Raw genomic sequence first — 19,910 nt, 5'->3', positions numbered from 1 at the left:
TTCGCCAGCAAGCAAGCTCCCACAAGGGGGATCGATCACACATCCCCGGTGGGAGCTTGCTCGCGATAGCGCTACAGCTTGATCAACACCGACTTCAATTCGGTGTAATGCTCGATCGCCGCATACCCCATTTCCCGACCCACACCGGACATCTTGTAGCCACCAAAGGGCAGCGCCGGGTCGAGGGCGCTATGGCAGTTGACCCAGACTGAGCCGGACTTGATCCGCGGAATCATCCGGTGCACCGCCGCCAGGTCGTTGGACCAGATGCTCGCCCCCAGCCCATAAGGACTGTCATTGGCCATGCGCAAAACCTCGGCTTCGTCATCGAACGGAATCGCCACCAGCACTGGCCCGAAAATTTCCTCCTGGACCAGCGAGTGCTGTTGGTCGACGTCGACAATCACCGTTGGCTTGACGAAAAACCCAGGTCCGAACTGTTCCCCGCCACAGGCAATGGTCGCGCCGCTTTCCCGGCCCATGTCGATGTAGTTGCTGACGCGTTGCTGTTGCCGCGCGGAGATCAACGGGCCCATCTCGACACTCGGGTCCAGGCCATTGCCCAGCTTCATCGCATTGGCAATGCCGGCGATGTCAGCCACTACATTGTCGAAATGCTTACGCTGCACATAAAGCCTGGAACCGGCGCAGCAGACCTGGCCCTGGTTGAAGAAAATCGCGCTGGCAGCACCCGCTGCGGCACTCGCCAGGTCGGCGTCGGCCATGACAATGGTCGGTGATTTGCCACCCAGTTCCAGGGTCACGCGGGTCATGGAGTCCATGGCGATCTTGCCGATCTGTATGCCCACCGCGGTGGATCCGGTGAAGGTCAGCTTGTCCACCAGCGGGTTGTGGGTCAGGGCGGAGCCTGCGGTGATGCCGGTGCCGGTGACCACGTTGAACACCCCGCTGGGGTAGCCGGCTTCGAGTACCAGTTCTGCCAGCTTGAGTGCGCTCAGCGGGGTTTCGTCCGCGGGCTTCAACACCACGGTGCAGCCGGTGGCCAGGGCTGGACCGAGTTTCCAGCAGGCCAGCAGCAGCGGGAAGTTCCAGGCGACAATGGCGCCAACCACGCCCACCGCTTCCCGCCGGATGAAACTGTGGAACTGTTCATCGGGCATCAAAGGCAGCGAGACTTCGACGCTGGAGCCTTCGATCTTGGTGGCCCAGCCGGCCATGTAGCGCAGGAAGTCGATGGACAATTGCACGTCCATGACCTGGGCCACCGCGGCACTCTTGCCGTTGTTCAGGCATTCAAGTTGCGCCAGCACCTGCGCGTCGCGCTCCATCAGGTCGGCGAGCTTCCACAGCAGGTTCTGCCGCTCGCGCGGGCGGGTGCGGGTCCAGGCCGAATCATCAAACGCCTGGCGGGCAGCGAGCACCGCCCGATCGACGTCGTCCGGGGTGGCTTTGGGCACGACGCACAGGACCTCGCCGGTGGCTGGGTTGTGCAAGGGCATGGTCTGGCCGTCGGCGGCCTCGACCCATTCGGCGCCGATCAGCATGCGCGGGGCGCGCTGGATGAACGCCGAAACGGCGGGAAGCGGAGTGGGGAGCGACATGATGGAGCCTCGTCTTATTCGTGTGCCGAGGCTGATCGCAACCCTTGTGCCAGTTTGCCCGGGGCCTGTATTCAGAGGCTCTTGCGGCGAAAGGGCTGGGCTTTAGCGAGTGCTGATGTCGCAGATTGCGACAATTTTTGAGACGCACCGCTGAGACGGGCGGCGCTTCGCCTGACAAAACTGATCGTCCCTCAGGTTCATCGCGGGCAAGCCTTGCTCCTCCACCGGTAGTCCGTTCTCATCGCCCCGCCATGCGATCAATCACCGCCCACAACTGCGGGTCGTTGAAGTCTTCGATCACCAGGTGCGCCCCTGCGGCCAGCAGCGTTTCGCGGCGCTGACTGGTCACCAGGCCCACGGTAAAGATCCCGGCCTTTACCGCTGCCGTCAGGCCGGGGATCGAGTCCTCGAATGCCAGGCTCACCTCGGCGCTGGCCTGCAAGCGCTGCAGGCCGGTCAGGTAGGGCAGGGGGTCGGGCTTGGCGCGGGGCAGTTCTTCGGCAACCACTACATGCTCGAAGCGCTCGCGCAGAGCCAATGCCTGCAACATGTGCTCGGCATTCGCTCGTGGTGCATTGGTCACTACCGCCACGCCGATGGCCTGCTCCTGGGCAAAATCCAGTAACCGTACCAGCCCGGCAATCGGCGTCAGGTGCGCGGACAACTGGCGAAAGCGCCGCTCCTTGCGATCAGCAAAGGCTTCGTGTTCGGCCACCGAGCGTTCGGGGAACAGGTAGCGGCACATGGCGGCATTGGCCTGGCCGCTGACATGAGCTTCGAACTCGGCTTTGGTAAACACCCGGCCGTCCTCCTCCAGCAACAACTGTTGCATCGCCTGCAAGTGCAGCGCGTCGGTGTCGGTGAGAGTGCCGTCGAGGTCGAAGAGCAAAGCATTGAGCATGGCGCAGTTCCCGTAGCTGAAGCGGTTAAGCGGATAGCTGGTCATCCTATACGAGGAACACTCACCTATGCTCGTCTCAGCCTGCAACAGTTGTCGCGAAATTAAACGCCGGGCACCTCGGTGGTTGCCGGAATTACCCGGGTGTTTACCAGCAAAGCATTGATTCAACGAACTATTCATAAGCTGGCACGCTCCGTGTATTGGTCCTTGGTAGACGTTTCTCTTGCCTTCGTCAGTGGCATGTTCGCTGGCGGTAGAAACCATAAAAACGACCGTTCAAAAAAATAAGAAAGCACCGTGCGAGGTTCGACGTTGATGAAGAGAAAACTCCGATCAGGCATGAGCGCCAGTCTCCTGGCGCTTGCCGCGTGTGCCGCCCTGCATGCTCCGCAAAGCATGGCCGCGCGTGACGCCCAGACCATCCTCAAGGAGACCTGCCAGGGCTGTCATACCCCTGAAGCCGAGAACGCCTTGAGCCGTATCAGCCACCAACGCAAGACTCCGGAGGGCTGGCTGATGAGCATCGCGCGCATGCAGGTCATGCACGGCCTGCAGATCAGCGATGACGACCGCCGGACCCTGGTCAAATACCTGGCCGATACCCAGGGCCTGGCGCCGAGCGAGACCGATGGCGTGCGTTATGCCCTGGAACGGCGGCTCAACACCGTCGAGCAATTCGACGAGCAGACCAGCCAGATGTGCGGCCGCTGCCACTCCGGTGCGCGGGTTGCCCTGCAGCGTCGCCCGGCCCAGGAGTGGGAGCGCCTGGTGAACTTCCACCTCGGTCAATGGCCGTCGCTGGAATACCAGGCGCTGTCTCGCGACCGCGACTGGTTCGACCTGGCCCGCAAGGAGATGGTGCCGCTGTTGGCCAAGCGCTATCCACTGGATAACCCGGCCTGGAAAACCTGGCAGCAAACTGCGCCCAAGGCCCAGGCCCTGGTGGGCGACTGGAGCTTCAGCGGGCACCTGCCGGGCAAGGGGGAGCTGGCCGGGATCATGCGCGTCAGCGCCGACGGCGACGATACCTTCAAGGTCAGCGTCAAGGGTCAATACGCCGACGGCACAGCCTTCAACGGCGACGGCAGCGCGATCCTCTACAGCGGCTACGAATGGCGCGGCAACGTGACCGTCGATGGCGTAGTGATGCGCCAGGTGTTCGCCGCCAAAGGCAGCGAACTGCAAGGCCGGATGTTCGAGGCCGAGCACGATGAACGTGGGCTCGACTTCCTCGCCGCCAAACAGGGCAGCAGCCGTTTGCTGGCAGTGCAGCCGGGCTACCTGAAGGCCGGCAGCGAAGCCGAAGTGACCCTGATCGGCAGCGGCCTGCAAGGCCAGCCGGACTTCGGTAAAGGCGTCGAGGTGCTCCAAGTCATCAGCCAGAGCCCCGAGCAGATCAAGGTCCGCCTCAAGGCCGTCGCCGATGCCCAGCCGGGCGTGCGTGCCGTGACCTTGGGCAGCTTGCAAGGCCCGAGCCTGTCGGTCTACCAGCAGATTGCCGAGGTCAAGGTGGTGCCTGAATTCTCGGTGGCCCGGATCGGTGATGGCGGGGGTGCGACGCCCAAGGTCCAGGGGCGTTTCGACGCCGAAGCCTGGGGCAAGGGCGCGGACGGCAAGCTCTATCGCATTGGCATAGTCCCGGCGCAGTGGAAAGTCGAAGCCTTCGACGACCGCGCCAGGGAAGACGAAGACGTCAAGTTTGCCGGCACCATGCAGGCGGACAGTGGCGTATTCACCCCGGGCGATGCCGGCCCGAATCCGGCACGCAAGATGTCCACCAACAATGCCGGCAACCTCAAGGTGATTGCCGCGGTCGACGACGCAGGAAAATCCCTGACCGGCGAAGGCCACATGATTGTCACCGTGCAACGCTGGAACAACCCACCCATTCCGTGAGGCCGCTGACCCCGCAGTTTTCAGAGACTTTTTTGGAATGAACGCAGGCCCCGCCAAAGGGGTTTGCACAGGAGGTTTGCCATGGGCGCTATCTTGAATCTGGTCGAACGCAACCTGCACGAAGTGCAGGTGGATGCCGACCGCATGCTGTTTCACATTCCCAGCAGTTCGCTGTTCGCCAGCGATGCCCTGACCGGCAGCATCATCGATGCCCTGCGCGGTCACGGCTGTTCCAGCGCCGAGTTGATCCAGCGCCTGGCCAGCCAGTTCGGTGGCGAGGAAATCCACGAAACCCTGCGCGAGCTGATGGCCTTGGAACTGGTCAGCGACGGCTCGCCGCTGACCCCGGACATCGCCGCCAAACGGGTCGAGCGCACCGCCATCAACACCGTGGTGCTCAACGTCAACACCGGCTGCAACCTGAGCTGCACCTACTGCTACAAGGAAGACCTCGACAAGCCCTCGGCCGGCAAGAAGATGGAGGTCGAGACCGCCATCGCCTCGGTGGAAATGCTCCTGCGCGAATCCCCCGATGAAGAGCGGTTTACCATGGTGTTCTTCGGCGGCGAACCACTGAGCAACCGCAAGCTGATCGAGTACATGGTCGACTATTGTGAAAAGCGCTTTGCCGAGGCGGGCAAGTTCGTCGAATTCGTCATGACCACCAACGCCACGCTGCTCACCGAGGACACGGTGGACTACCTCAACGCCCACCGCTTTGGCTTGTCGGTGAGCATCGACGGGCCGAAGACCGTGCACGACCGCAACCGCATCACCGTGGGCGGGCAGGGCACCTATGACGTGGTGCGGCGCAAGGCCGAGATGTTGTTGTCGCGCTACAACAGTCGCCCGGTCGGCGCCCGCGTGACCCTGACCACCGGCGTCACCGACGTTGAAACCATCTGGGATCACCTGTTCAACGAACTGGGTTTTGCCGAAGTCGGCTTTGCCCCGGTGACCTCCGGCGATATCAGCACCTTCAACCTGTCCAGCGACGAATTGATCGAAGTCTTCGCCAGTATGAAACGGCTCGGTCGGCGCTACCTGGAGGCCGCGCTGGAACACCGCAACATCGGTTTCTCCAACCTGCACCAGTTGATCACCGACATCCACGAGGGCCACAAGAAAGCCCTGCCGTGTGGCGCCGGGCTGAAGATGCTGGCGGTCGACCACAAGGGCGAACTCAACCTGTGCCACCGCTTCACCGGTTCGTCATTGCCGACGTTTGGCAACGTCCACAGCGGGGTCAAACAGGTGGAGTTGAACGACTTCCTGTCCCAGCGCCTGGACCGCAGCAACACCGGCTGCGAGGACTGCCAGATCCGCAACCTGTGCTCCGGCGGCTGCTACCACGAAAGCTACGCCCGTTACGGCGACCCGACGCACCCGACCTATCACTACTGCGAACTGATGCGTGACTGGGTCGACTTCGGCATCGAGGTCTACACCCGGATCATGGCTCACAACCCTGCGTTCATCAGCAGTTACATCACTCCGCGCAAGGCTCACTGATATGAAACATCTCAAGCCCATCAATAACAAAGCGTTGAAGCTGGATCAGGCCGCGGATGAAAACCGCATCGAAGAAGTGGTGGCCATGAGTTCGGTCGCCGGGTGCGCCTCGACCACCGACCCGGGTTGGGAAATCGATGCCTTTGGCGGCGTGTCGTCGTTGTGCCAACCCATGGAGGCCGACCTCTATGGCTGCTCGGACCCGTGCTGGTGGCCGGCCCAAGTGCCCGACATGATGAGCACCTACCCGGACTGGAACAAGGATGCCCAGGCCTCCAACGACAACTGGCGCAACCTCGGCACTGTCTTCCCCAAAGACAAGTAATCGGACAAGAAGAAGGATTCCAGCATGCTTCGTACCAAAGCCTGCGGCCTGGCCGCTTTCGCCTTCCTGGGCAGTGTTTCGCTCAGTGTTCTGGCCGATGAAAACCTGGCGCTCAACGCCGGTCACGAATACATGGTGACCACCAATTACCCCAACAACCTGCACGTCATCGACCTGCAGACCGACACTCTGTACAAGTCCTGCAAGCTGCCCGATGCCTTCGGCCCCGGGACCATCCAGCTGTCGCCGGATCGCAAGACCGCCTACGTGCTCAACAACCACTATGCGGACGTCTATGGCATCGAGCTGGACAGCTGCAAGCAGGTATTCCACGCCAGCATCACCCAGCAACCGGGGGAGAAGGCCCGCTCGATGTTTGCCTTTACCGTCAGCCACGACGGCAAGGAGCTCTACACCATCGCCAACCCGACGCGGATGCTCAACGACCGCTACGAAGTGCAGGCGCCCCGCCTGGATGTCTACGCCACCGACGCCGGTGCCAGCGCCAAGCCGGTGCGCAGTTTTCCGGCGCCCCGCCAGCTGACCATCATGCAGAGTGGCGACGACGGCACCCTGTACGTGGCCGGTGCGGATGTCTACAAGGTCAATGTGCAGACCGGCAAGTTCGACGTGCTGATCCCCAGCCGACACTGGAAACGCCCCAACTACAGCGCGCCGGACGTGCTCTACGTATGGAACCAGCAGACCTATCGCCATGACTTCTCGCTGCTCTACACCGCAGCGAAATTCAAGGACAAGAAACAGGACCCGGCCACCGCCGAGTACCTCTACGGCCTGTTCAGCGTCGACCTGAAGACCGGCAAGACCGAGACCACCGACTTCGGCCCGCTGACCGAAATCTACTTCAGTGGCATGCGCTCGCCCAAGGACCCCAACCTGATGTTCGGCGTGCTCAATCGCCTGGCCAAGTACGACATCAAGCAGAAGAAGCTGATTCAGGCGGCGACCCTGGACCACTCCTACTACTGCATTTCCTTCAACAAGGCTGGCAGCAAGATCTACCTGGCCGGGACCTTCAACGACGTGGCGATCTTCGACCCCGAGACCATGCAGCAGATCGGCAACATCAAGCTGCCGGGCGGCGACATGGCGATCACCACGGCGCAGGTCTTTACCCGGTAGACGGGCTCATGCTCTTGACGTGAAACATCAGTGGCCCTTTAAACCCCGGCAGGCGGTTTTTAAAGGGCCACTGGTGGCCTGGGCCCATCCAGCGGTCAGGAACGCACCGGGCAACTGAGGTCGCCTTCCTGGCAGTCGAGGTAGCCCTTGAGTGTCTCGGCGCGTTTTTGCGTCAGGTCCGCCAGGCATTGGTTGTGGATCAGCGGGTAAACGCTACCGCCTTCGACCCCGGACGCGGCAAAGGTGCACTCGGCATCACGGAACGCCAACCACGCGCGTTGCGCCGTCAGCAGGCTTTTTTTACCTTGCGGGTTGTCCTTCAGATGGCCATTGATCTGTTGGTACAGCGTGTTGAGCCGGGCGTCGGCCTGTTTGTATTGCCTGGCCGCGCACTCATTCAGCGTGCTCTGGTTGCTGGCGTTGGTGCAGTCATCGGCCTGCACGCCAGTGGCCGCCAATAGCGGCAGGAGGCTTAGAAGTAAAACGGTACGCATGGGAAAACTCGCTGGCGCTGAAAAGTTGGGTGAGTGTAGATCAGAGGCCAAATCTTCAGCGCCCGGTGTCAGCCGGTGGCTGCCATTGTGCGCACTCGACCACGCCTTGATGGGCCAGCCACGGCACATCGTGGGAGGTCCAGATATGGGCCTGGGGTTTCTGGCCCGGGTCGTCATCAAGGGTCGCGACCCGCACGATCACATGGGGCTGGGCCGGGCGCTCGGCCATCAGGTGACTGCCGCAGCGCGAGCAGAAATGCCGCAGCTTGCCGGGCGAGGACTCGAAGCAGGACAGCAGCTCAAGACCCCGGGTCCAGCGAAAATGCTCACGCATGACCCCCGCAGTCGAGGCGAATGGCGCCGCATGGGCCTTGCGGCAGGTATGGCAGTGACAATGGCTGATCGGCATGTCGAGGCTGTCGACTGCATAGGCGATGGCCTGGCACAGGCAACTGCCGTGGAGTGTGGGCATGGGGTATTCCTTTACGGGACTGACGAGCGGTAGAAAGCTGACGTTACCACTGTTGGCCGGGGCCTGTCGGGGCTCGGAACGATGGACGTTACTGCGAGTCGGATCTGTTGAATGCAACGGCAAGATTGCTCGTTCGGTCGTCCGCGCCTAGTGTTCATCACAGGAGGTGCTCAATGCACACATCAGATCGCATCGAAAGAAAGATCCTGCTCAAGGCCCCGCGCTCGACCGTCTGGCGGGTGATCGCCAATGCCGAAGCCTTTGGCCAGTGGTTTGGCGTGGCCCTGGAGGGCAAGCGTTTCGTCGCAGGCGCGCGGACCCAGGGGCAGATTACCTACCCAGGCTATGAGCACATGGTGTGGGATGTCGAAGTCATGCGGGTCGAGCCGGAGCGGGTGTTCGCTTTCCGCTGGCACCCCTATGCCGTGGACGCAGGCACCGACTATTCTGGCGAGCCGACGACCCTGGTGCAGTTCGAACTCGAGGACATGGACGCTGGCACCTTGTTGCACGTGGTCGAGTCGGGGTTTGATAAGATCCCGGCAGAGCGTCGTCTCAAGGCCTTTCGCATGAACAGTCGCGGCTGGGACGAGCAAATGAACAATATCGAGACCTACCTCGCCACCCCTTGAACCCCCGCTGAGCCTTGAATTACCCCGCATGTTTGAACCCTACCTAAGCCAATGGCAGTTGCTCCCCGAAGGGGAGCCCATCATCACCCTGGGCAGCCGCCTGCTCCCGGTGCGTTACCAGGGGACGCCGGCGATGTTGAAAATCGCCCTCGATGAAGAAGAAAAGTTCGGCAACCTGTTGATGAGCTGGTGGGCGGGAGAGGGTGCTGCCCGGGTCTACGCCCATGACGGTGCGGCGCTATTGCTGGAGCGGGCCGAAGGCCGGCGTTCGCTGCTGCACATGGCTATGCACGGGGCGGACGACCAGGCCAGCCGGATCATTTGTGACGCCGTGGCGCGCCTGCATGCACCCCGTTCGGCACCGCTGCCGCCATTGGTCGACATGCGGCAATGGTTTCGCTCCTTGGCCCCGGCGGCGCGCCGCCATGGCGGGCGGTTGCGCCAGTGCCTGGCCTGCGCAGAGTACCTGCTGGCCACGCCCCAGGAAGTCGTCGTGCTGCACGGCGATGTGCACCACAGCAACATCCTCGATTTCGGCCCGCGGGGCTGGCTGGCGATAGACCCGAAGCGGGTGACCGGCGAGCGCACCTACGACTACGCCAACCTGATCTGCAATCCGGACCTGCCGAGCGCCACCGACCCGCTACGTTTTACCCGGCAAGTGGCGTTGGTCGCGGCGCAGGCAGGGCTGGAACGGCGGCGGTTACTGCAGTGGGTCCTGGCGTTTGCCGGCCTGTCCGCCGCCTGGTTCCTGGAGGATCACGACGTGCTCGCGGCCGACAAGCAACTGCAGGTAGCAGATCTCGCATTGTTGGCCTTGGAAGTTGGACAACCCGAGGGTGGTTGACCTTCGTTCTTATGGCGAATGTCTTACACGTGTTACTGGCTATGTCGTCTATTACGCATTGGATCCGAAGCGTAATCTTCACCCATCGACTGAGCACAGGATGTACTCAGGGTCATGGATGATCGGCCATATGCAAGGAACGCAGCGACAGGATGTCGTCATGGTCTTGAAACCCGCTTCGGCGGGTTTTTTTATGGGTGCGATAAAGTGCCGGTCCACCCTTCACTCGCTCAATCTGGCGGCCGCCCGTTGGGTGATCAGCGTGCGCTGGGCGAGCGAGTCGGCGGCCAGTTGCCTGGCCCGCTGCAGTACGGCCTCGGGTGCGGTCTGCGGTTCGCCCGAGGCAAAGGGCGGGGCGGGTGCGTACTCGAGTTGCAACTGCACCAGTTGCGCGACGTCATCGCCATACAATTCAGCCGCCAGGGTCAGGGCAAAGTCGATCCCGGCGGTGATCCCGCCACCGGTCAACAGGTTTCCGTCGCGCACCACCCGCTCCTGCACCGCAATCGCCCCCTGCAGGCCAAGCAACGAGTGATAGGCCCAGTGGGTAGTCGCACGTTTGCCCTTGAGCAGGCCGGCGGCACCCAGCACCAGGGCACCGGTGCACACTGAGGTCAGGTAGCGCACCTTGGTCGCCTGGGCCTGGATGAACGCCAGCGTCTGCGCATCTTCCATCAACGGCCCGACACCGCTGCCACCGGGGATGCACAACACATCCAGGTCCGGGCAGTCGGCGAAACGGCAGGTCGGCTGCAGCACCAGGCCGGTGCTGGCCGTCACCGGCGCGAGGTCTTTCCAGATCAGGTGCACCTGCACGTCCGGCAGCGACGCCAGCACATCGTAGGGCCCGGTCAGGTCCAGTTGCTGCACTTGGGGGAACAACAGAAAACCGATCTGCAACGGCATGGCGCTCTCTCCTGGGTTGGTAAATTCGTCCCCGGCAGGGGTGGACGACTTGACTCTAGGCTTCTAGTCTTTGGCGTACACGCCAATCAGCCCTCGAATTACGCCAATGTTCACCACTCCACCGAAACCCATTCATGTGCTGGCCTTCGCCAAGGTGCAACTGCTGGACGTCTCCGGGCCGCTGCAGGTCTTTGCCTCGGCCAATGATGTTGCGGCCCAGCGCGGGATGCCGACACCCTATGCGCCCCAGGTGATCAGCCCGGGTGGTGGGGCGGTGCTGTCTTCGGCCGGTCTGGCCTTGCTCGCCGAACCCTTGCCGGATACAGCCTCCGACACCCTGATCATCGCCGGTGGCTGGGGGGTGTATGCGGCGGCCCAGGACCTCGCGCTGGTGGAGTGGGTGCGCCAGCAGGCGAGGGTTTCGCGGCGGGTGGCTTCGGTCTGCACCGGGGCTTTTCTGCTGGCGGCCAGCGGCTGGCTAGATGGGCGGCGAGTGGCGACCCACTGGACCCGTTGCGAGCAACTGGCCCGGCAACACCCGCGCCTGCAGGTCGAGCCCGATCCAATCTTCATCAACGATGGCCCGGTCTGGACCTCGGCCGGGGTGACTGCCGGTATCGACCTGTCATTGGCGCTGGTGGAGGCCGACCTGGGGCGCGCGATGGCCCTGGAAGTCGCCCGGCAACTGGTGGTGTTCCTCAAGCGCCCAGGGGGCCAGGCACAGTTCAGCGTGACCCTGGACCTGCAACAGCAGGGCAATCGCTTCGACGACCTGCACGCCTGGATCGCCGACAACCTCAGCCTCGACCTCGGCATCCCGGCACTGGCGCTGCAAGCGGGCATGAGTGAACGTAGCTTTATCCGCCACTACCGCGCCGACACTGGGCAGACCCCAGCACGTGCCATTGAGAGGATCCGGGTGGAAACTGCGCGCCGGCTGTTGAGTGATTCTGCGCTGCCGATCAAACGCATCGCGGTGCAGTGTGGGTTTGGCAGTGAGGAGACGTTGCGGCGTGGTTTTCTGCGGGTCATGGGGGTTGTGCCGCAGGTGTATCGGGAGCGGTTTTCGCGGGTGTTTTGATCTTGGGGTGCGCGCCCTAAACCCTCACGGCTGCCAGTACCCGTCATCCCCACTCAATTTGCGGTCAAGAAAACACGCCGCGCTGATCAGCGCCAGGTGGGTCAGGGCCTGTGGGGTATTACCCAGGTGGCGGGCGTGGCTGTCGAACTCTTCGGCGTATAGCCCCAGGGGGTTGGCGTAGCGCAGCAGTTGTTCGAACTCCAGGTGGGCCTTGTCCAACTGGCCGGCGCGGGCCAGGCATTCGACGTACCAGAACGAGCACGCGGCAAACGCGCCTTCGGTGCCGCTGAGGCCGTCGATCTGGCTGTCGTCGTTGTGGTAGCGATAGACCATGCCGTCGCGCACCAGGGATTTCTGGATCGCTTGCAGGGTCGACAGCCAGCGCGGGTCTTTGGCGCTGACAAAACGCACCAGCGGCATCAACAGCATCGAGCCATCCAGGGCCGTGCCGCCGAGGTGCTGCACGAAGTGCCCGCGCTCGGCGTTCCAGAAGTTGTCCCAGATGTCGGCGTAGATTGCCTGGCGGGTCTGGTCCCAGCGGGCAAACGGCGCCGGCAGCGAGCGTTTCGAGGCCAGGCGGATTGCCCGGTCCAGTGCGACCCAGCACATCAGTCGCGAATGCAGGAAGTGGTGCTGCTCACCGCGCATTTCCCAGATGCCGACATCCTCGCTCTGCCAGGTGTCACACACCTGATCGACCACTTCCACCGTGTGTTTCCAGCCCTCATGGGAGATCGCCTCGCCGTACTTGTTGACCAGGTACACCGCGTCCATCAGCTCGCCGAAGATATCCAGTTGCACCTGATCGTAGGCCTGGTTGCCGATGCGCACCGGCCGCGCGTTGCCGTGGCCGCTCAGGTGGCTGAGTTCGCTCTCCGGGAGTTCCTGGCGACCATCGATGCCATACAGAATATTCAGCCGGGTCGGCTGGCCCTGACAGTCACTGACCCGCCCGCGCAACCAACGCATGTAGGCATTGGCTTCCTCGACAAAACCCAGGCGCATGAAGGCGTAGACGGTGAATGAGGCGTCGCGGATCCAGGTGTAGCGGTAGTCCCAGTTGCGGATGCCGCCCGGGGTCTCCGGCAGGCCGAAGGTGGCGGCGGCGAGGATCGCGCCGTGCTTGCGTGAGGTCAGTAACTTCAGTGCCAGCGCCGAGCGGTTGACCATCTCCCGCCAGCGTCCGCGGTAGGTGGATTTGCCGATCCAGTCGCGCCAGAACTTCACGGTCCGCTGCAGGCACAGGTCAGTGTTGTCGGCCTGCCAGCGCGGGTCATCGAGGGCGCCGAGGACGAACTCGGCGCTCTGCTCCTGCTGCAACTCGAAGCGGGCGCTGGCGGCGTTGTCTACTAGCTGCAGGGGCTGGCTGGCGCGCAGGCGCAGACTTGGCTGTTGCGGGGCTTCGAAGCAGATGTCCGGCCCGTCCTCCCGTGCCGTGGTGGCGGCGCGCGCGTAGTCGTGGCGCACCGCGCAATGCAGGTCGAAGGTGGCGCTGCCGCTGACCATGCGCACCCGGCGAATCAGCAACGGCAGGTCATCTTCACTGTCGCCGATGACCAGCAGGTCGGTGATTTCCACCACCGCCCGGGCGCTCAGCCAGCGGGTTTGCAGCACGTTGGTGTCAGGCAGGTAGATCTGTTCGCGGCGCGCGTCCGGCAGGTCGGGGGCCAGCTGAAAAATCCCCGCCTTGGGGGTGTCCAGCAACGAACAGAAGATCGACGGGCTGTCGAACTCCGGCCAGCAGAAGAAATCCACGCTGCCCTTGTCGTTGACCAGCGCGGCACTGCGCAGGTCGCCAATGATGCCGTGGGCGTCGATCGCGCTTTGGCGTTCGTCACGATGATCAGCCATGTCCAGTCAGCCTCGCACAAAGAGCGTAATCAGCAGACTGACGCAAAGGCGGGGGAGTTCAGGTTCAGGTCGGTTTATTTGCGTTGGGGTCGCCGCTGCGCTCGTCGTTCATCCCTGATAGCGCCCGCTGCGTTGGTGCCACTCGCGACTGCCGGCGACCCAGGCTTTGACCCCGCCGAGAAATCGCTCGAGTTCCCAACTGGCCCCTGGCAACACCCGCTGTTCGGCCGCCTCGTAGGCATACACGACGTCGTCATGGATCTTCGCCGCCAGGCCCATGGCGTCGGCTAGCGAGCAGTGCTGCTGGGCGGCCAGCAGCCGCGGCAGGTTGAAGTCCTCCTGCTCGGTGAGGCTTTCCTTGTGGGCGGAATAGAGGTCGTTGGCCAGGATGGTGGCACTGGCCGCGAGCGTGGTGACCCGGCGCACCAAGGGCGCCGAGTACACACTGGCCGGCAGCTCGTAACCGCCGATGATGTCGATCAACGACATGCACGGCAGGAAGCTGTTGACCTGGCGGTGGGCCAAGTACTCCCAGACTCGGGGTGGTTGTTTGGTCATGCGCCAGGAGGCTTCCGCCCCCATGGTCACGAACATGGCGATGATCTCGTGTCGGACCCTCGCCACTTGCGCCGGCGTGGCGAACCCCGCTACATGCGCCATGTAGGCACGTAACCCCTTGAGCACGGGGTCGGCATTCAGGGCCTGGTGCAGATCGGGCGCAAACTCATAGCTCAGGTGCGCAGGCTCCAGGGCAGCCAATGCCAGGGACAGGCGTGCGCCCACCAACTCCGGCACCGATCCACACTGCTCGTCATCGCAGTAGTAGTCATCCACCGCGAACAGCGCGGCGATGCACTGCGCTGAAAGTAAGAGGCGCTCGGGTGCGTCGGTGTCCGGATGGCACAGCATGGCGAAGCGACCGAACTGCGCGCCACGCAATTTCGGCATCTGCCCGGCGAAAATGCCGACTTGCTCGACCCAGGGGATCAGCAATGTGTCGACCTGCTGCCCGAGCGGCTCGTTTATCCGTACCGGTTCGGGGCAGTGCAGGGGCGGTATCACCCAGGGAAGATCAAGGGAATGGCTCATGGCGTTCTACCTCACCGGCAGCTTTCGCTGTTCACTGCTCAGCACTGGCGCTGGGCGAGTTCCTTCCAGCGTCGCAATCCGCCGGGGCCAACCTGCTGAAAGATCCGCACGAACCAGACGCTGAACATTTCTGGGCTGGCTGCGATGAGGCGATCCAGGTCGGCGAGTTTCTGCCAGCGCCAGGCGTGGGCTTCCTCGGGGTTGGCAAGGGGCGCGCAGCGGCTGATACCGGCGAATACATGGTCGTACTCGTGTTCGATCAGCTGATTCGACACCGGCTCGTGGTAGAGCAGGGTGGTGACCGGCGTGAGCCGGCAGCGCAGGCCCATTTCCTCGTGCAGCCGGCGCCTGGCCGCCGCACGTGTGCGCTCCCCGGGCCGCGGGTGTCCGCAGCAGGTATTGGTCCACAACCCCTGGGAGTGGTACTTGCCCAAGGCTCGTTGCTGCAACAGCAAGCGGCCGTTGCTATCGAAAATGAACACCGAGAAGGCCCGGTGCAGCAGGCCTTGCTGGTGGGCGTAGAGTTTGCCTGCCGAGCCGATCTCGCGGTCTTGCAGATCAACCAGAATCAGCGATTCTTCCATTGCCTGGCTCCACGTGACCGGTTTCGCTCGTACTGTGGCGCAAAGTTTCGATCCTGCCTACTGTCAGAACTGTCAGGTCCGCGGTGCTAACAGCAAGCCGCGCAACATCAGCTCCAGAGCTGCCAACGCTTCGTCCAGGCGTTCGGCGGGAGCTTGATCGCGGGCGATCCACAGGGCGGCGTGGACCAGGCTGCCGTTGATCAGGCGTGCCAGGGCCTGGGGTGGGGCGGCAGCGATGGTCTGCCGGTCCATCAACTGTTCGAGCAGGCGGGTGAGGGTGGCGATGCAGTCCATTTGCAGCGACAGTGTCAGGTCGCCCAGCACGGCCGGGGCATCGAGCAGCATGATGCGCTGGATCTCGGTTTCCTGGGCCATCTGCAGGTACGCGGTACAGCGCTGGCAGAAGCCGCTCCAGGGGTCGCTGGCAACGGCTGAGATGGCGTCGAGCCGGGCGTCCATTTCGCCGTCGATCTGCGCGACTACCGCCGCCAGCAGGCCTTTCTTGTCGCCAAAATGGTGATACAACGCGCCACGCGTCAAGCCAACGTCGGCGGTCAAGTCGTCCATTGAGGTGGCGCCATAGCCCTGGGTGGCGAAGGCGTGGCGGGCGCTGCTGATCAATTTGGCGCGGGTCTGCTCGATCATTTCGGCGCGTGGTCGCTGGCCCATGGTGTCCCTCACGGTTTTTTCGGTTTGACATACGGTGCGTATGTTTGCATGATTTTGTACATACGCGGCGTATGTATTTTTACCACGTCGACGCTTTATGGCAAGTTGCATGCCCCAAAAGAGGATGGAACCCGATGGCAAACCCCTATTCGGCCTTGTTCAAGGCACCCGGCAGCCGGGCCTTTGTGCTGGCCGGGATGATTGCGCGCATGCCGATTTCCATGACCGGCATCGGCCTGATCACCATGTTGTCGCAGCTGCACGGCGGTTATGCATTGGCCGGTGCCGTGGCCGCGACCTTTGCCTTGGCCACGGCGGTGTGTGCTCCCCAGGTGTCGCGCCTGGTCGACCGCTACGGTCAGGGCCGGGTGCTGCCCATCGCCGCGTTGCTTGGCGGTGGTGCGCTGTTGCTGCTGTTGCTCTGTACCCGCTTGCAGGCGCCGCACTGGACCCTGTTTGTATTCGCCGCGTTGGCCGGTTGCATGCCGAGCATGTCGGCGATGGTGCGGGCGCGCTGGACCGAGATCTACCGCGGCAAGCCTCAATTGCAGACTGCCTACGCCCTGGAGTCGGTGCTGGACGAGGTCTGTTTTATCGTCGGCCCGCCGCTCTCGGTGGGGCTGTGCGTGGTGGCCTTTCCCGAGGCCGGGCCGCTGGCGGCGCTGCTGGCGTTGGCCATCGGGGTCAGTGCGTTTGTCCTGCAGCGCAGCACCGAGCCTGGCGTGCATCCCCATGACCAGGCGCAACCCGGCTCGGCCATCGCCTCGGTGCACGTGCGCTGGTTGATCCTGCTGATGGTCGCCCTGGGCACCATCGTCGGCGTGGTTGACGTGGTCAGCGTGGCCTTCGCCCAACAGCAAGGGCAGCCGGCGGCGGCGAGCATTGTGCTCTCGGTGTATGCCATCGGCTCCTGCCTGGCGGGCCTGGCATTTGGTGCGCTGAAAACCGAGGTGCCGCTGCCGCGCCTGTTCCTCTATGGCGGGGTGGCGACGGCGCTGACCACGCTGCCGTTGCTGCTGGCGAGCAACATTGTCGGGCTGGCACTGACGGTATTCATCGCCGGGCTGTTTTTTGCCCCGACCCTGATTGTCGCCATGGCCCTGGTCGAACGCATCGTGCCGCCGGCCAAGCTCACCGAGGGCCTGACCTGGCTGGTGACCGGCCTGAGCATCGGCGTGGCCATCGGCGCCGCCGGTTCCGGCTGGCTGGTGGACGCCTTTGGCGCGCGCAGTGGATTCTGGCTGGCGATTGTCGCGGGGGCGGTGGTGCTGGGGGCGGCAGTCCAGAGCTATCGTCGCTTGCCTGCTTGATCAGGACTGCTTGGCCTGCATGGCTCCCATAACAAAAACGCCGCTGACCCATTCCTGGGGCAGCGGCGTTTGCGGTTGCCGGTTTAGAAGTTGTAGGTCATGTCCGCCGTGACGGTGCGACCTTCGCCGTAGTAACAGTCCAGCGTGCTGTTGCAGGCGGCGACGTATTTCTTGTCTTCGATGTTTTCCAGGTTCAGTTTGACCTTCACGCCTTTGACCCGCAGGGGCGATTTTTCCAGGTCGTAGGAGAGCATGCCGTCGTACACGGTGTAGGACGGAATCTGGAACGAATCTTCCTCGTAGTCAGAGCCGTAGCTGCTGCGCACGTAACGCACGCCCAGGCCAGCGCCGAGACCGGCGAGGGCGCTGTGGTCGAAGCTGTAGTCAACCCATGCCGAGGCGGTCAGCGGCGGGTTCATGGCTATGGTTCGACCCTCGCGACCATCGTTGGTGCTCTGCCACTTGATCTGGTTGCGCGACACCGAACCCAACACGCGCAGGTTCTGGGTGACGTTGACCTTGCCTTCCAGCTCCACGCCGCGCGAGCGCACCGCGCCGCTCTGGATACTGAAGCCTGGGTTGTCGAGGTCGTTGGTCAGCATATTCTCCTGGTCGATCTGGTACACCGACAACTGGATGAAACCGTCGATCGCAGTCGGCTCGTACTTGACGCCCACTTCATACTGCTTGCCTTCGGTTGGCTTGAAGGCTTTTTCATTCATGTCCACGCCGGTTTGCGGCAGGAACGATTCGGCGTAGCTGACGTAGGGCGTCAGGCCGTTCTCGAACAGGTAGCCAAAGCCGGCCCGGCCGGTGAACTTCTCATCCGTGGACTTGGTGTCAGCCATGGTGCTGCCTGGCTGGGTGTTTTCGGTGGTGGCGTAGTCATAACGCCCACCGAGGGTCAGGAACCACTTGTCCCACCGCATCTGGTCCTGCACGTACAGGCCGGTCTGCTTGACGGTGTTGTCCCAGCGGTACGGCTGGCTGAAGGTGAACTCGCTGCCATAGACCGGGTTGAACAGGTCGATGGCCGGGCCGTTGCGGTCGTACAGGCCGAGGAACCTGGTGTTGAAGTGGTAGTAGTCCACGCCCAGCAGTACGGTGTGGTCGAGCTCACTGGTCTTGAACTTGGCCTGGGCGGTGCTATCGATGCCGTAGACCTTGTTGGTCTGCGACCAGTCCACGCCGAAGCGTTTCTGGTAGCGGTTGTCGGCAACGCCGGTGGCCGGGTTGGGAATGTAGGCGTAGCCGTGCAGCGGCGCGACGTACTGGTCATCCACGTAGGCGTAGCTGGTGCGTTGCTTGAGGGTCCAGATGTCGTTGAGTTCGTAGGCCGCGTCATAGCCGACCACAAATTGCTCGCGGTCGTATTTGTTCAGGCCTGGCTCACCGAGGAACAGGTCGCGGCTGATCTTGCCATTGGGGCTCTTGAACACCGTGCCTTCTGCCGGCAGGCCCTGGGCTTCCGGGGTGTCGCGGTCTTTCTGGTACTGGGCGAACAGCGTCACGCTGGTGCGCTCGTTCGGCAGCCAGGTCAGGCTCGGCGCCAGCAGCATGCGGTTGGTGTCGGCGTAGTCGATGTTCGAGTTAGCGTCGCTGGCCAGGCCGGTCAGGCGATAGAGCAACTCGCCCTGGTCGTCGATCGGGCCGGCGAAGTCGAAGGCGCCGTACTTGCGGTCGTAACTGCCGGTGCCCAGGACCACTTCATGCAGCGGCGTGGCGGTCGGGCGCTTGCCCACCAGGTTGACGATCCCGCCTGGCTGGTTTTGTCCGTAGAGCACCGAGGCCGGCCCCTTGAACACTTCGATGCGCTCCAGGGTGTAGGGGTCGATCTGCAGCGAGCCGCCGGTACTGCCGCCGCCGTAGGGCAGGTGCAGGCCGTCGAGGTACACCGGGGTCGGGGTGAAACCGCGGGAGGTCGGCTCGTCGAAAATCCCCACGCGGTCGGAGAAACCGCCGCCGGTCATGCCCGCGGTGTAGCGCAGGGCTTCGGTGACGGTCTGCGCGCCACGGGATTTGACTTCGTCGGCGGTGACCACGTTGACGGTCTGCGGGATTTCATTCAGCGGTGTATCGGTTTTGGTCCCGGTGCCGCTGCGCTTGGCCACAATCCCGTCAACCGGCCCCCATGCCGATTCCTGGGTCGCAGAAATGTTGGTCGGGTCCAGGTCCAACGAGTTCGCGCTGCTGCGGGTGCGCAGGGTCAAGGTATTGCCCTGGACGCTGTAGTTGATGCCGGTGCCTTGCAGCAACTGGGCGATTGCCGCGTTGGAATCCAGGCTGCCCTTGATCGCGGTGCTGCGCAGGCCGGCGACATCGTCTGGGCTGTACAGCACTTGCAGGTTGGTCTGGCGACCGAATTCCTGCAGCGCGCTACCCAGTGGCTGGGCCTGGATGTTGACCTCGACCACTTGCGCCTGGGCCTGGCCGATCAGCGGCGCGGTCAGTACCAGGGCGCACAGGATCGGCAGCCGTGGACGAAAGGAATGGCGGATCAGCAGGGCCTTGGCCAGTGGGTGGAGTCCGTGTGGTGCGGGCATTATTCTTTTACTCTTCAATGCGTTGACTGAGAATTATTTGTACCTTCTGTTAGTAAGACGCGAGCCCTTGGAAAAACCGGAAAGGCTTGATGA

Annotated in this window: 18 protein-coding genes; 8 read left to right on the top strand and 10 right to left on the bottom strand. The window is 63.1% G+C overall.

Annotation, left to right across the window (positions count from 1 at the left end; genetic code table 11):
- Positions 1-71 precede the first annotated feature (71 nt).
- Entirely contained in the window at positions 72-1,562 is a 1,491-nt protein-coding gene (locus tag ACIOVD_RS24925) for an aldehyde dehydrogenase (protein ID WP_095165624.1), read from the bottom strand.
- A 238-nt stretch (positions 1,563-1,800) separates the two neighbouring features.
- A complete protein-coding gene (locus ACIOVD_RS24920) occupies positions 1,801-2,463 on the bottom strand; it encodes an HAD family hydrolase (protein WP_401130795.1) in 663 nt (220 codons plus the stop codon).
- A gap of 315 nt (positions 2,464-2,778) precedes the next feature.
- Here ACIOVD_RS24920 and peaA point away from each other — a divergent pair, with 315 nt between their 5' ends.
- The 4 genes from peaA to peaD all read left to right on the top strand — a co-directional run bounded on the left by peaA (position 2,779) and on the right by peaD (position 7,339).
- On the top strand, positions 2,779-4,359 hold the full coding sequence (peaA, locus tag ACIOVD_RS24915; protein WP_401130793.1) for a quinohemoprotein amine dehydrogenase subunit alpha: 1,581 nt from the start codon (positions 2,779-2,781) through the stop codon (positions 4,357-4,359).
- A gap of 81 nt (positions 4,360-4,440) precedes the next feature.
- A complete protein-coding gene (peaB, locus tag ACIOVD_RS24910) occupies positions 4,441-5,871 on the top strand; it encodes a quinohemoprotein amine dehydrogenase maturation protein (RefSeq protein WP_401130791.1) in 1,431 nt (476 codons plus the stop codon).
- A 1-nt stretch (position 5,872) separates the two neighbouring features.
- The gene (gene qhpC / locus ACIOVD_RS24905; protein WP_095165620.1) at positions 5,873-6,196 is read left to right on the top strand and encodes a quinohemoprotein amine dehydrogenase subunit gamma; all 324 of its coding nucleotides are present in this window, start codon (positions 5,873-5,875) and stop codon (positions 6,194-6,196) included.
- 24 nt (positions 6,197-6,220) lie between these two features.
- On the top strand, positions 6,221-7,339 hold the full coding sequence (peaD, locus tag ACIOVD_RS24900; protein ID WP_095165619.1) for a quinohemoprotein amine dehydrogenase subunit beta: 1,119 nt from the start codon (positions 6,221-6,223) through the stop codon (positions 7,337-7,339).
- Positions 7,340-7,434: 95 nt separating this feature from the next.
- On the opposite strand, the gene ACIOVD_RS24895 is transcribed toward peaD, so the two are convergent.
- Positions 7,435-7,833 (bottom strand): lysozyme inhibitor LprI family protein, encoded by a 399-nt coding sequence (locus ACIOVD_RS24895; protein WP_401130788.1) that lies wholly within the window; start codon positions 7,831-7,833, stop codon positions 7,435-7,437.
- Between the two features lie 55 nt (positions 7,834-7,888).
- A complete protein-coding gene (locus ACIOVD_RS24890; protein WP_095165616.1) occupies positions 7,889-8,305 on the bottom strand; it encodes a GFA family protein in 417 nt (138 codons plus the stop codon).
- A 173-nt stretch (positions 8,306-8,478) separates the two neighbouring features.
- Between ACIOVD_RS24890 and ACIOVD_RS24885 the strand changes: the two genes are divergently transcribed.
- Complete coding sequence (locus tag ACIOVD_RS24885; protein WP_401130786.1) at positions 8,479-8,937, top strand: SRPBCC family protein; 459 nt, start codon at positions 8,479-8,481, stop codon at positions 8,935-8,937.
- A 28-nt stretch (positions 8,938-8,965) separates the two neighbouring features.
- A complete protein-coding gene (locus ACIOVD_RS24880; protein WP_401130784.1) occupies positions 8,966-9,784 on the top strand; it encodes an aminoglycoside phosphotransferase family protein in 819 nt (272 codons plus the stop codon).
- A 222-nt stretch (positions 9,785-10,006) separates the two neighbouring features.
- On the opposite strand, the gene inhA is transcribed toward ACIOVD_RS24880, so the two are convergent.
- Entirely contained in the window at positions 10,007-10,690 is a 684-nt protein-coding gene (gene inhA, locus ACIOVD_RS24875; RefSeq protein ID WP_159997184.1) for an isonitrile hydratase, read from the bottom strand.
- A gap of 106 nt (positions 10,691-10,796) precedes the next feature.
- Here inhA and ACIOVD_RS24870 point away from each other — a divergent pair, with 106 nt between their 5' ends.
- Positions 10,797-11,771 (top strand): GlxA family transcriptional regulator, encoded by a 975-nt coding sequence (locus ACIOVD_RS24870; protein ID WP_401130781.1) that lies wholly within the window; start codon positions 10,797-10,799, stop codon positions 11,769-11,771.
- Between the two features lie 24 nt (positions 11,772-11,795).
- Here the strand turns inward: ACIOVD_RS24870 and ACIOVD_RS24865 are convergent, their stop codons facing one another.
- The 4 genes from ACIOVD_RS24865 to ACIOVD_RS24850 all read right to left on the bottom strand — a co-directional run bounded on the left by ACIOVD_RS24865 (position 11,796) and on the right by ACIOVD_RS24850 (position 15,964).
- Entirely contained in the window at positions 11,796-13,622 is a 1,827-nt protein-coding gene (locus ACIOVD_RS24865; RefSeq protein ID WP_320332737.1) for a glycoside hydrolase family 15 protein, read from the bottom strand.
- Positions 13,623-13,730: 108 nt separating this feature from the next.
- Entirely contained in the window at positions 13,731-14,711 is a 981-nt protein-coding gene (locus ACIOVD_RS24860; RefSeq protein ID WP_159997178.1) for a family 2 encapsulin nanocompartment cargo protein terpene cyclase, read from the bottom strand.
- Between the two features lie 38 nt (positions 14,712-14,749).
- Complete coding sequence (gene idi / locus ACIOVD_RS24855; RefSeq protein WP_095165605.1) at positions 14,750-15,295, bottom strand: isopentenyl-diphosphate Delta-isomerase; 546 nt, start codon at positions 15,293-15,295, stop codon at positions 14,750-14,752.
- 72 nt (positions 15,296-15,367) lie between these two features.
- Positions 15,368-15,964 carry a TetR/AcrR family transcriptional regulator gene (locus tag ACIOVD_RS24850; protein WP_159997176.1) on the bottom strand — a complete coding sequence of 199 codons (597 nt, stop codon included), beginning with the start codon at positions 15,962-15,964 and terminating at the stop codon, positions 15,368-15,370.
- A 134-nt stretch (positions 15,965-16,098) separates the two neighbouring features.
- Here ACIOVD_RS24850 and ACIOVD_RS24845 point away from each other — a divergent pair, with 134 nt between their 5' ends.
- Positions 16,099-17,274: an MFS transporter gene (locus ACIOVD_RS24845; protein ID WP_401130778.1), complete on the top strand. Its 1,176-nt coding sequence runs from the start codon at positions 16,099-16,101 to the stop codon at positions 17,272-17,274.
- Positions 17,275-17,357: 83 nt separating this feature from the next.
- Here ACIOVD_RS24845 and ACIOVD_RS24840 read toward each other — a convergent pair whose 3' ends face one another.
- Positions 17,358-19,817 (bottom strand): TonB-dependent siderophore receptor, encoded by a 2,460-nt coding sequence (locus tag ACIOVD_RS24840; RefSeq protein WP_401130776.1) that lies wholly within the window; start codon positions 19,815-19,817, stop codon positions 17,358-17,360.
- Positions 19,818-19,910 lie beyond the last annotated feature (93 nt).

This window comes from Pseudomonas sp. NPDC087626 (assembly GCF_044743405.1).
In the GTDB taxonomy this organism is placed as follows: Bacteria; Pseudomonadota; Gammaproteobacteria; order Pseudomonadales; family Pseudomonadaceae; genus Aquipseudomonas.
The sequence above is the reverse complement of the archived record's forward strand: the minus strand, read 5'-3'. Positions and strand labels throughout refer to the sequence as shown.